We start from the raw sequence: 11,981 nt of genomic DNA on the forward strand, positions 1-11,981 counted from the left end.
GGTGAAACTATGGAAAAAATTGGAGTAATCGGTTTAGGAAATATTGCCCAGAAAGCTTATTTACCAGTCATGGCCACGTTACAAGATCAATATGAATGGCACTTGACGACGCGTAATGAAGCTAAAGGCGAGATGCTGGAGAAGAAATATGGATTCAAGCATTTCCATCAAACATTGACTGAATTGATTGCAGAAAAACCTTTAGCAGTCTTTGTACACACGCCAACACCAACTCATTTTGAGATCATCAAACAATTATTAACAGCTGGTATCAATGTATACGTGGATAAACCAATTTCCACACAAATATCTGAAGTTGAAAGCTTGTACGAGTTGGCTGAAAAAAATCACTTGTTATTAACTTGTGGATTCAATCGTCGCTTTGCACCGTTCAATCAAGATTTGAAGAAGATCACTAATAAGAGAACGATCGTTGCTGAAAAAATCCGGGAAAAAGCACTTCAAAAGGCTGATTTTGCAATTTTTGATTTGATGATCCATTCAGTTGATACGGCCGTTTATTTGATGGATGAACCGGTCAATAAGGTAGATAATTTTGCCGTAACCAATGATGGCAACTTGGAACAAGGCTATATTACCTTGACAGGTGAAAAGAGCCGCGCTCAAATAATTACCAATATGATTGGTGGCAGTAATTTGGAATTAGCTACTGTTCAAGGAGATCAAACACGTCAGACGGTAACTAATTTGAGTAATTTAACTACTTATCAGACAAGTACCGTAACGCAAAGTTCACGCCCTGATTGGGAGACAACCTTAGTAACACGCGGCTTTGATCCCATCATCAAGAACTTTTTAAAGGCGGTTTCTGAAGGTCTTCCTAACCCAGTAAGTCCGGAATCATCCATTTTAAGTCACAAATTGTGTTATGACTTAGTTCAAACTTTGAAATAAAGAATACAATATCTTGTGACGAACGTACGTTTTTGACACAAGATGTTCCATGTGAAACATTTATATGCCAAAAGATAAAATCACATTTATTTCAGCGTGGTAGGTCAACTCTTGGGTTAATTAAGATTGACTTGCGATGGTCTAACGTGCGATACTACCTGTGGTGCCAAACCGAGGTAAGGGCAAGAGGTTGGCGCGAAAGCGTTTGGAAAATCACACTACACCTTACCACCTAAGAAGTCATGCAGACATGCAGGACTTCTTTTTTTATGCATTTAACCGTTTAGAGCATATTTTTACCATGCTATAATTTTGATAGATTTCATAAAGAGGGTGATGGTGGTCAAAGCCATTTTATTATTTTTATACGGACTATTGTTAAGTGCAGTTATCGGCGTAATAGCAGCTGCTTTTTTGATTTTAGAAGGAGCGATGACTGGGTTAGTTTGGACCAGCGACAATCAAGTCATTCAAACTATTTTGATAATTGCTGGTAGTGTAATTTTGTACTATTTGTTGAAACGTTGGCCAGAGTTGCCTCAGACAGCTCATGATTCGATCAGTGAATTGAAAGCAAACCAAACAATCGATTATCAAGACGTGTTTTATAACTTATTGATCACATTAGTGATTTTGATCTTAGGTGCTGGAGTTGGTCCAGAAGCGGCCTTGCTGAGTACGATTATTTCATTGTCGATTTGGCAAGCAGATAATTTACGGTATTTTTATTTTCATTATGATGAATTGAAAGAATTATCGATAAAAACTGCTTTGGCACAACTTCTAAATCCTTTTAAATATCGTCAAAGATATGATGAAACAAAAGCAGTTAAAATTCCTACAATCGTAAGATTGAAAAAATTACTTTATTTAGTCTTTATCATCAATGGCTTAGTCGCTTTTAGCATATTGCTGAAACAGACTGATCAACCGTCATTTATTTTGAAACTTGGTCAATCACATTGGCAGCTGGCCCAGTTGAAGATTTTGCCAGTGTTGGTAATTGGTAGTTATTTGTTAGCCTTGGCATGTAAAGTTATTTATAATTTCTTCTGTCAATTTATGAATAAAATAAATTTATCTTTAATGACACGCGTGTTTTTAGGTGCTTTAGGAATAATTATTGTAATGTGGATCGAACCGGATTTATTATTCTCAGGTCAACACAGTTTGCATTTGTTAATTGGTGCTTGGTCAAATAAGTCGCCGTTATTTTTAACGGGGATGGCTATTTTAAAATTGGCTCTATTAGCTTGGTGCTTGAACTTCAATTGGCGTGGTGGGGACATTTTTCCAATCACTTTTGCCACGATGACTTTAGGTTTTGCAGCGGCAGCGGTTTTGCCCCAGTATGACAATTTGTTCGTCGTTACGATCGTCGCTACGGCCGTAATGAGTGAATTATCATCGCCAATTGTTGCGGGGATATTCTTATTATTTTTCTTCCCCCTAAATTTGAGCCCAATCATTGTTCTGGTGGCAGCTTTGTTCTTCTTGAAGAATAAATACATGCCTAAATTAAATTTGAAAATAAACAATGAAGTTTAAATATGAAAAAAGTCGGCAACTCAAAGAGTTGCCGACTTTTTAGTTAACTTTTTTATATCCATACAGGAAGTAAACGACTACGCCGATAGCGAACCAACATAAGAAGGCAATCCAAGAATTAAGACTGACTTGAGTCATCAAGAGAAGACAAAGGATGACCGAAATTATTGGTAGCCAAGGATAAAAGGGAACTTTGAAATCACTGTGAGGGACATCGGTCCGGTGACGTAATTTGATGATACCAGAGGCAACGAAGGTGAATGAGACTAAGGTTCCGATATTGACCAAGCTAGTCAATTCTTTCAAAGAAACGAAGCCACCTAGCAATACGGCCAATATGGTGATCATGTTCAATGATGAGATCGGCATTTTTGCTTTAGGATCGATTTTACCAAAAGTATTTGGAATCATACCGTCGCGACCTAGTGCATAAATCAATCTAGAGCCACCATAGACGGTATTGAGCATCATGGTGAACATTCCTGCCAAAGCTCCAATCGTAATGAGAAAGGCTATTTTGCCCATTTTGACGTAATTTAACGCGTAGACAACTGGATCAGCAAAGTTGAGATCCTTATAATTGACCATTCCAGTTAGAACGGCCGATAAAATGACGTAAAGAAAAGCACAGATTGCCAGTGAAACCATAATACTGATGGGGATGTTCTTTTGGGGATCTTTGACCTCAGGAGCGGATGAAGGAATGACGTCGAAGCCTAAATAGGCAAAGAAGACTAAGGCAGCTCCTTTAACGACTCCAAAACCGCCCATTGGAAAATAAGGATGATAGTTTTCTGGTTTGATGTAGAAGGCACCAACGACGATGAAGGTAATTACGACGGCCAATTTGACAAAAACCATCACGGTATTCATGCGAGTTGAAGCCTGAATGCCACGTCGTAAAAGAAGGTAAATCAAGACTAAAACGATTACGGATGGCAGGTTGATAAAAGTCCCATTAGAAGGGTCTAAAGGCCCCACAAAAGCTCGAGGCAAGATAACCCCAAAACTATTAAAGAGACTGACGAAATAGGCTGAGAAACCAGATGAAACGGCTGAAACGCCTAATACGTATTCTAAACACAATGCCCAACCGATCAACCAACCTGGGAATTGCCCGAAAATAATGCTGCCATACGAATAAGTACTGCCAGCGACCGGAAAAGTTGACGATAGTTCCGCAAAGCACATAGCTGTTAAGATGCAGACGATAGCTGCTAAAATAAAGGATATAGTGATACCAGGGCCTGCAGTCCCATAAGCGACAATACCAGGTAGGATGAAGATCCCCGTTCCGATAATGGCTCCGATACCCATGGAGATTAGATTTCCTCGGGTCAAAACTTTCTCAAAGTGAGAGTCTCCGGCCACGAATTGATTGAAATCTGCTTTTTTGAATAATTTTTCTTTCATAATTAACCACCTAAACACAACTTATCTAGGTTACTGTTTATTGAAATATTTTGTCAATAAAAAAATAGCCCTTAAAAGTCTCCCTTCAAGGACTATCGATTATTATCGAGATTTAATTACTTTAATTTTGATGCAGCAGCTTCATCAATGATAAGAGTTACATCAGGGTGGTTTTGCAATGCACTTGCTGGGCAGTCTTCTGTAACAGGACCGTCAACTGTAGCGGCAATAGCGTCAGCTTTAGCTTCACCGTAAGCTAGAAGGATGATCTTCTTGGCTTTCATGATTGAACCGATACCCATTGAGTAAGCAAAACGTGGAACGTCTTTTTCATCTTCGAAGAAACGTGTGTTAGCTTCGATTGTTGATTCTGTCAAACTAACTTTTCTTGTCTTGCCATCAAGTGGTGAACCTGGTTCGTTGAAACCGATGTGGCCATTTCTACCGATACCAAGAATTTGAAGGTCAATAGGGTTGTCTTCAATAATCTTGTCGTAAGCTGATGTAGCAGCTTCTGCATCAGGATTTGAACCATCAGGAACGTATGAATTCTTGAAAGGCTTCTTGTTGAATAAGTGTTCTTTCATGAAGTAGTGGTAACTTTGTTCGTTATCAGCTTGTAAACCAACATATTCATCCAAGTTAACTGATGTCATGTTTGAGAAATCAATATCGCTGCTTGTCATTTCATTGTAAAGTGTAATTGGACTACTACCAGTAGCAAGGCCTAAAACCTTAGCACCATTTTCAATATCGTGTTTAACAAGGTTGAAAGCTTCTTTGCCACCCATTTTTGTGTCTGTTACTTTAATAATGTTCATCTTATTAATCTCCCATCTCTATCTTTCTGGTCTAGTCCAATATAGTTCGTTTTGAATAAATTGTCAATCAATTACAGTCATTAAATAAAAAAAAATTAAAAATCTTCAGAAACAATGCAAAATCTTCACAAGTTAGGTATATTTTTTAATATAGAGTAAAAACTAAAGAGGCAGAATAAATTTGGAAAAAATATTATCGACGTCTGAGGGCAGTGTAAATACAAATTTAATCGGGGATATCGACAAAGAGAATATCATCGTTCTTGTGCCTGGACTTAATGGGTCAGTTGAGTATTTCAAAGAGATAATTCCCTATTTAAAAGACAAATATACAGTCGTTACGTTAGATTTGCTTGGACAAGGCAAGTCAACTAAGGCTAAAAACAATCATTATACAATCGATTCAGAAGCATGGAATCTACTTGAAGCGATCGCACGTCTTAAAATAACCAATCAATTGGTTGTCTTTGGTTACGGCGTCGGTGGTTTGATTGCTGTCAATATGGCAGAATTACGTGGATTTACTATCTCGAAGTTGATTCTATTAAACACGCCAGCTAATGACAAGTACGCTGACATGGACGCTTCGTCTACAATGGCTAATATTCCACTATTGGGTCATTTTGCTAAATCTCCAGTTAAAGCTGGCTTATTTTTCAATAAGGGCTTTGACCGCAGTACTTTAAAAGATCCTAAAGTCGTTGATGAAGCAGCTAACAGCGTTGACCGTAAGACTAGCAAGATGCTCCAAAAAATGCCTACTGAGTATTTAGGCGAAAGAGCATTGAACAAGCGTCTGCGGGCAATTTCAATCCCTGTTTTGGCTTTGTACGCTGATGGGGATCAAATCCTTACAGACAAAGGTATCAATGATGCCAAGGCTACAATCGGCCGTGTACCTGACCTTCAAATTGAAGACATCAAGGGTGCTGGCCACTTGGCAATGATGGAGAAACCTGAAGAAGTTGCTAAGAGTATCATCAAATTTGACGAATCAACTACTAAAGTTGAGGAAGCTGAATAATCCAAAATATTTAAAGCTCAATAACCTCTGATTCTAAATTTTGAATCAGAGGTTATTTTTTCCTTTACTGGGGAATTTATAGTGTTAAAGTCTAGTCATATAGCAATTTAGGGGAGATAAATATGTGGAAAATCAGACGTTTGATGTGTGTTGGCGATGATGAAAGTACCCAGATTGCGGCAGTTTATTAGGACCAAATCTACAGAGAGTTTCACAAAGCGAACGTTACCTAAAAGCGATGGATCATCAATCGATATCTAATATATTGGGGATAGGTATTTTTATTGCAGTAATCTGGCTGATGGTGATGTACCTTGTATACTTTGGCAGCGACAGTCACAGTGGTGGACAAATTTCTGAAGATAATTCCGAATACGATGCAGGATTTGATGAAGGGACATATTATGGCAGTCATAACAAATATTAAAAGAAAAAATCTCCGAGCATTGCTACTTTTCCTAGCAATGTTATTAGGCGTTATAACGACTCAAAATACTGTTCAAGCTGGTGGCATGGGCGGTCCCAATACAGGGGATTATGTTTATGAAGATCGTGAATATGTAACCAATGGGCAATACGATCAATTGGAAAATATCAATGACAATATCGATACAGGCGTCAATCCCCAGAAGCTGTATATCATTATTTTTGACAATGCGGATGATGAACATATCTTTGCCAAGAAGACCGGGACTTATCTCGATAGTACGAATAATGAAGCCAGAATCGTTGATAATACTGGTTGGGCTTTGTATGGTTTCAATGATTTTTATGATATGGAGCTGGATAATGAAGATCTCACGTTAACGAATAATTATTTGATCATGGATATGCGCAATAATATGGTTTATTTGAATCCTAGTTTATCTGGTTGTCTGTATTTGACTGATCTAATGTTCATGAAAATGCGTTGGGGGTTGAATTCAGAATTAAATTCGACTGATCCTAATGTGAGAGTAGCGGCGTTATTCAAATTGGCCCAAAAATTGGAACCAAAAATGTTAGATGTTTCACGCACTAATAAAATGTTGAAGTCGACCGATATTAGTGACGTTAAACAAGTAATCAATTATTTGGAACTCATAGGTTCGGCACTTTTGATCATTATTATCTTACTTATCATTCATAAGCGAAACAAGAACAAGCCACATCATGGCAGCGGTCCAGATGAACCAGGGAATTCGGAATATGACGCTGGCTTTGATGAAGGTTATTACATGGGAAGCAATGATTCATTTATGTAAAATTATAGAGAGCAAAACGAACCTATTTATTTATATCGACAATATTAAAAGGCCATCTAGTTTTTCTAGATGGCCTTTTAAATCATGCTGCTGCAGTTGTACTTTTCTTAGATGGTTGTATGACTTTCACAGGTTTGATCAAGTATTTATTCTTTTGCGAACTGGCGACAGGGACGAATTTCTTGCCGTCCTTATAGACGAATTGAATCACATCATAATTGTTGTCCAATTTCTTGGCTTCGTTGGCGATAATTTTTTGAATTGAGTAAATATAATTCTTTTGGTCCGCAGTGCCTTGATTATTTTGGACGGCTTCGAAAGATGTCTTGAGATATTTTTGAGTTTGTTTGTCGGTCAATTTCACAATGATAACTGTGTGGGGATGTTTGCTGGTACTGTCGTTGATATCGTGTTCCTCTTTGATAGTCGCAACGTGGCCATTTTGGTTGAATTGTTGATTGAGTGATTCTTTGATGGCCTTGTATTCAGTCTTGGGTTTATTGGCGACTTTTGAAGTCGTTTTAACCGGCGTTTTGAGCGTGAAAACTGATAAGAGTATGGCAAAGATAACCACGCCGATAATTGAGATGATCAGATATTTTTGATTGATAGGTTCCCTTTGATTTTTCCGCATATAAAAGCCCCGATAATTTGATAGGGAGATTATAACATAAGAGAAATTGTCATCTTGAAGAAATAAAGACGATTTGTCTAGTATAGTGACAGTTGTGTTAGAAAATCTGAGTATTCTTTCCGTGATATAACGATGAAATATAACTGCAAATCATGTATATAATTATGATTATTAGAATAATGTTTATATGCAAATGAATTGACTGATTTTGATTGTTCATAATAATCTTTAGTTAAGCAAATAAGAAGAAAGTAGGAAATTACTATGTCTTCAAAACAAGCATTATTAATAATCGATTATACGAATGATTTTGTTGATGATAAAGGTGCTCTGACTTGTGGCAAACCGGGCCAAGACCTTGAAGGAGAGATCTTTAACTTAGCAGAAAAGATGTATCAAAATGGCGATCGAGTTTGGTTCCCAACTGACGTTCACAAACCCAACGATCCTTATCATCCTGAAACAAAACTTTTCCCACCACACAATGTACGTGGCACTTGGGGCCGGGAATTGTATGGTGGCTTACAGGATTGGTACAATGATCATAACGATGGTGAAACGGTTAAACTGTTTGATAAGACTCGTTACAGTGCCTTTGCTGGAACTGATCTAGATCTACGCTTGCGCGAAAGGAACATCGATACTTTGCATTTAGTCGGCGTCTGTACTGACATTTGCGTTCTGCATACGGCAGTTGATGCCTATAATTTGAATTACAACTTAGTTATTCATGAGAATGGAGTAGCATCGTTTGACCAAAAGGGTCACGAATGGGCTTTGGGTCACTTTAAGAATTGCTTAGGTGCGGAAATGGTTAAATAGTAATAACCAAAAAACATCGGTATGACAAAATCATACCGATGTTTTTTATTTTTTAAGAGTAGTTGGGGAATCCTTTTTGGGAATCAGAGTGTTCTTAACGGTGTCTTCAGTTAAATACTGATCCGTGTGGCTGCCAAGAAAGAGCGGAACTTTTTCTTCAACAACATCACTGAACTCCAAGCCATACCAAAGAGCTGGTGGAATGGTGATATTTTGTAGGACGAGTCGACCGCCAATCAAAAGTCGATCGATACTGCCCATAAATTCTTGAGCGCCTAAATCTTGGAACTGTTGATTCTGAATGACGAATTTAAAGGAACCAACGTGACGATTTGGCACCATTGAATAATTTGGCGTTTGATCATCGATGATGTGTTGTTTCAAGAGACTATTGATGATCTGGCGGATATAAATATTCACGTGTTGCGATTTTTTGAAACCTAAATTCAGATGCACGTCGACAACATTTCTAGTATTCAGCATGTCGACCGTATAGTTGCATTCATACGGTGCACTTGTCTGATGTACAGTGATGAACCAATAAACTTTGGCCCGTTTAGGTTCTTGATCGAGAATCGAGTAAATAACTGAACGTTTGAGCGAGTAATCTTTACCCATATTGACCATATAGACCAAATTAGTAGCGTAAGTAGGGATTGAATCATCGGCGCTCAGTTTCTCCAATTGGGGAACAAAATCCTTCAACGAAACGTTCTCGCTTTCAGCCATATAAGCGTCACGGCGTTTGTTACCAAAGAACCAGATTACCATGATAGCTAAAATAGCCAATGTCAAAATGACTGTAACGTAGCCTCCATGAATAAATTTGATCATGCTGGAAATGAAGAACAAACTCTCCAGCGGAACAAAGATGGCTACAAAGATATTAGCGGCTAAACGATGATTTTTCATAATTAAGAATTGGTGAAGCAAAAGGGTCGTCATTAGCATGGTCATCGTTATAGCAAGACCGTAAGCAGCTTCCATATGTTCGGAGGTACCAAAGCCCCAGACAATTCCTATCGTTACAGCACAAAGCATCCAGTTGATTGTTTCAATATAAAGTTGACTTTGAACTTTACCGGGAAACTTAACTTTCAGACGTGGCAAAATTTTTAAGCCAATGGCTTCTTGAACTAAGGTAAATGAACCAGTTATCAAGGCTTGAGACGCGATGATAGCAGCCATAGTAGCGATGATGATGGCAAAAATCTTGAAGCCACTTGGCAACATTTCGTAAAAGGGATTGATGCCCGAAAGGGTATTGAATTTTTGATTTTGATAGTTGGCAATGACCCAAGCAGCTTGACCTAGATAATTGAGCATCAACATCGAATAAACGAAAGGCCAAGTAGCGTAAATATTGTGTTTACCCACTTGTCCCATATCGGAATAAAGGGCCTCAGCACCAGTTGTAGCTAGAAAAACACTGCCGAGGATGAAGATACCTACTTTATTGACGGGACTGAATAAAACTTTAATTGCGTAGATGGGCGAGAGAGCTCTCAGGACGCTGAAATCATTAGCTAGGTTAAATAGTCCAGCTATACCGATAAAACTGAACCAGACGAGCATAATGGGCCCAAAAGAGCGTCCTATCGTTTCAGTACCAAATTTTTGAATGATAAAGATCGTCAGCAAAATTGCAGTTACGATAACTAAAATCACCGATTGATTGTTTGAAAAGACAAGCTTGCCAAACTGTTGGCCTTTGATCCCTTCGATCGCTGACGTAACAGTAACGGCTGGTGTCAAAGTACCATCGGCTAAAAGGGCTGATCCACCAATGAGGGCCGGAATGATCAACCATTTACCTCTCTTACGAACGAGGGCATAGAGCGCAAAGATACCACCTTCGTTGTTGTTGTCGGCTTTCATAGCAATCATGACATATTTGATGGTAGTAATAAGCATCAACGTCCAAAAAATCAAAGAAACGCTCCCCAGAATATATTCTGGTTCGGCATTTTTCATCGTGACTACGTTGTTAATGATCGCATTCATAACATAGAGTGGTGAAGTCCCGATGTCGCCATAAACGATGCCTAAGGTTATCAGCATTCCTAAAATAGAAAACGTTGATCTTCTTTTTTCCATAGTAACCCCCTTTAAAAAACGGATTAATATTTGTTTATACAATCACTATTATAGATTGTTCGACATTTTTTAAAAATATTTATGATTTTAACAATTCTAATTGTTATACATGAAATCAAAAAAGTGATACAATATCGAAAATAAAAAGAAAACTTCATCGCGAAAGAATGTGATTGTTATGAATGTGGTATTTATGATGCTTTCAGCAATATTAGTTTGGTTAATGGTCCCCGGGATCGCCGTTTTTTACAGTGGTTTCGTGCCCAAGCGCGATGTGACGCGTATTTTATTCGATAGTTTTCTAATGTTCGGTGTAGCAGGTCTGTTATGGATTGCAATAGGTTTTCCTATTTCATTTGAGGGTAATAATTTCGGATTTATTGGTAATTTTAAACATCTGTTTCTGTCAGGGATAGACTTATCGTCTACTTATGGCACAACAGGATTGCCAACGTCTGTGTATTTCCTATTTCAAATGATGTTTGCAATCTTAACGCCTGCTCTTTTTTTAGGGGCGATTGCTAGTCGAGTTAGGATTAGATTCTTAGTTATGTTCGTTATTTTGTGGTCCGTTTTGATCTACTATCCTTTGGCTCATATCGTATGGTCTTCAACTGGATTCCTAGCTCAAATGGGCGTCTTGGATTTTGCCGGTGGGACAGTTATTCATATCAATGCCGGAATCACAGCCTTAATTCTGGCAATAACTTTGCGTCAACCATACAAATATACTCACGAGCAAGTTAAAGGTAATCCTTTGTGGATCTTAATGGGTACCGTTTTATTGTGGATCGGCTGGTATGGATTCAATGCCGGCAGTGCTTTGGCTATTAACAATCAAGCTATCAATGCCTTTGTTACAACGACGATTTCTGCATGTACTGGTTTGGTTACTTGGATGTTTTTGGAAATGCATTTCAAAAACAAAACGACATTGAGCGGTATTTGTACCGGCAGTATTTGTGGATTAGTTGGCATCACGCCAGGAACCGGCTACGTTACGATCTTTGGTTCCTTTATTATCGGAATCATATCGGCTATCGGCAGTTTTTATTTCATGAATTATTTGAAGTATAAATTAAATTTGAATGACTATTTGGATATCTTCGGATGCCATGGCGTTAGTGGAATTATCGGTTCGATCTGTGTCGGTTTGTTCGCTACTAAATCAGTTGATAAAAGTGTTATCAACAACGGTTTGTTCTACGGCGGTGGATTGAAACAATTGGGACTGCAACTCTTTGGCGTTATCTTTACAATTATTTTTGTTTCAATCGTTGGCGTGGTAATTGTAACGGTTCTGAAAAAAGTTCTCAGCAATGATATTAGTATTGAACCCGATGAATTGAATATGATTTAAATGGAAAAGAGTCTGTGACACAACTATATTTTTCATTAAATATGCAACATAAACGTGCAACAGAACTCAACTTCTTCCGCATAATAGCAAAAATCTCAATATT

Annotated in this window: 11 protein-coding genes; 7 read left to right on the forward strand and 4 right to left on the reverse strand. The window is 38.1% G+C overall.

The genetic code is table 11. The annotated features are described in order from the left end of the window. Nucleotides 1-9 precede the first annotated feature (9 nt). Both FD29_RS01700 and FD29_RS01705 read left to right on the forward strand, forming a co-directional pair. Nucleotides 10-915, forward strand: a complete 906-nt coding sequence (locus tag FD29_RS01700) for a Gfo/Idh/MocA family protein (RefSeq protein WP_057887258.1) — start codon at nucleotides 10-12, stop codon at nucleotides 913-915. Nucleotides 916-1,254: 339 nt separating this feature from the next. Continuing rightward, nucleotides 1,255-2,463: a voltage-gated chloride channel family protein gene (locus FD29_RS01705; protein WP_057887259.1), complete on the forward strand. Its 1,209-nt coding sequence runs from the start codon at nucleotides 1,255-1,257 to the stop codon at nucleotides 2,461-2,463. 39 nt (nucleotides 2,464-2,502) lie between these two features. Here the strand turns inward: FD29_RS01705 and FD29_RS01710 are convergent, their stop codons facing one another. Together FD29_RS01710 and FD29_RS01715 are read right to left on the reverse strand one after the other, a co-directional pair. After that, nucleotides 2,503-3,876, reverse strand: coding sequence for an APC family permease (locus FD29_RS01710; protein WP_057887260.1), 1,374 nt, complete (start codon nucleotides 3,874-3,876; stop codon nucleotides 2,503-2,505). A gap of 116 nt (nucleotides 3,877-3,992) precedes the next feature. After that, the gene (locus tag FD29_RS01715; RefSeq protein ID WP_057887261.1) at nucleotides 3,993-4,697 is read right to left on the reverse strand and encodes a glucosamine-6-phosphate deaminase; all 705 of its coding nucleotides are present in this window, start codon (nucleotides 4,695-4,697) and stop codon (nucleotides 3,993-3,995) included. A gap of 181 nt (nucleotides 4,698-4,878) precedes the next feature. On the opposite strand from FD29_RS01715, the gene FD29_RS01720 reads away from it, so the two are divergent. The 3 genes from FD29_RS01720 (at nucleotide 4,879) to FD29_RS01725 (ending at nucleotide 6,965) form a co-directional block, all read left to right on the forward strand. Next, nucleotides 4,879-5,721, forward strand: a complete 843-nt coding sequence (locus tag FD29_RS01720; RefSeq protein WP_057887262.1) for an alpha/beta fold hydrolase — start codon at nucleotides 4,879-4,881, stop codon at nucleotides 5,719-5,721. 301 nt (nucleotides 5,722-6,022) lie between these two features. Then, on the forward strand, nucleotides 6,023-6,148 hold the full coding sequence (locus FD29_RS11720; RefSeq protein ID WP_268871993.1) for a hypothetical protein: 126 nt from the start codon (nucleotides 6,023-6,025) through the stop codon (nucleotides 6,146-6,148). Continuing rightward, the gene (locus FD29_RS01725; protein ID WP_057887263.1) at nucleotides 6,126-6,965 is read left to right on the forward strand and encodes a hypothetical protein; all 840 of its coding nucleotides are present in this window, start codon (nucleotides 6,126-6,128) and stop codon (nucleotides 6,963-6,965) included. Before FD29_RS11720 ends, FD29_RS01725 begins: the two co-directional genes overlap by 23 nt. An 82-nt stretch (nucleotides 6,966-7,047) precedes the next feature. Here FD29_RS01725 and FD29_RS01730 read toward each other — a convergent pair whose 3' ends face one another. Continuing rightward, complete coding sequence (locus FD29_RS01730) at nucleotides 7,048-7,599, reverse strand: hypothetical protein (RefSeq protein ID WP_057887264.1); 552 nt, start codon at nucleotides 7,597-7,599, stop codon at nucleotides 7,048-7,050. Between the two features lie 264 nt (nucleotides 7,600-7,863). On the opposite strand from FD29_RS01730, the gene FD29_RS01735 reads away from it, so the two are divergent. After that, nucleotides 7,864-8,421, forward strand: a complete 558-nt coding sequence (locus FD29_RS01735; protein ID WP_057887265.1) for a cysteine hydrolase family protein — start codon at nucleotides 7,864-7,866, stop codon at nucleotides 8,419-8,421. A gap of 45 nt (nucleotides 8,422-8,466) precedes the next feature. Here FD29_RS01735 and FD29_RS01740 read toward each other — a convergent pair whose 3' ends face one another. After that, the gene (locus tag FD29_RS01740) at nucleotides 8,467-10,518 is read right to left on the reverse strand and encodes a KUP/HAK/KT family potassium transporter (protein WP_057887266.1); all 2,052 of its coding nucleotides are present in this window, start codon (nucleotides 10,516-10,518) and stop codon (nucleotides 8,467-8,469) included. A 178-nt stretch (nucleotides 10,519-10,696) separates the two neighbouring features. Between FD29_RS01740 and FD29_RS01745 the strand changes: the two genes are divergently transcribed. Beyond that, a complete protein-coding gene (locus FD29_RS01745; RefSeq protein ID WP_057887267.1) occupies nucleotides 10,697-11,878 on the forward strand; it encodes an ammonium transporter in 1,182 nt (393 codons plus the stop codon). The last annotated feature ends 103 nt before the right edge of the window (nucleotides 11,879-11,981 follow it).

Origin of the sequence: Companilactobacillus mindensis DSM 14500, assembly GCF_001434275.1 — a bacterium.
GTDB classification, from domain to species: domain Bacteria; phylum Bacillota; class Bacilli; order Lactobacillales; family Lactobacillaceae; genus Companilactobacillus; species Companilactobacillus mindensis.

What these genes read in the sequence shown, in the direction of transcription:
- FD29_RS11720 (WP_268871993.1), top strand. Translation starts at nt 6,023, where the DNA reads ATGGTGATGTACCTTGTATACTTTGGCAGCGACAGTCACAGTGGTGGA.
- FD29_RS01730 (WP_057887264.1), bottom strand. Translation starts at nt 7,599, where the DNA reads ATGCGGAAAAATCAAAGGGAACCTATCAATCAAAAATATCTGATCATC.
- FD29_RS01745 (WP_057887267.1), top strand. Translation starts at nt 10,697, where the DNA reads ATGAATGTGGTATTTATGATGCTTTCAGCAATATTAGTTTGGTTAATG.
- FD29_RS01735 (WP_057887265.1), top strand. Translation starts at nt 7,864, where the DNA reads ATGTCTTCAAAACAAGCATTATTAATAATCGATTATACGAATGATTTT.
- FD29_RS01725 (WP_057887263.1), top strand. Translation starts at nt 6,126, where the DNA reads ATGGCAGTCATAACAAATATTAAAAGAAAAAATCTCCGAGCATTGCTA.
- FD29_RS01700 (WP_057887258.1), top strand. Translation starts at nt 10, where the DNA reads ATGGAAAAAATTGGAGTAATCGGTTTAGGAAATATTGCCCAGAAAGCT.
- FD29_RS01715 (WP_057887261.1), bottom strand. Translation starts at nt 4,697, where the DNA reads ATGAACATTATTAAAGTAACAGACACAAAAATGGGTGGCAAAGAAGCT.
- FD29_RS01740 (WP_057887266.1), bottom strand. Translation starts at nt 10,518, where the DNA reads ATGGAAAAAAGAAGATCAACGTTTTCTATTTTAGGAATGCTGATAACC.
- FD29_RS01710 (WP_057887260.1), bottom strand. Translation starts at nt 3,876, where the DNA reads ATGAAAGAAAAATTATTCAAAAAAGCAGATTTCAATCAATTCGTGGCC.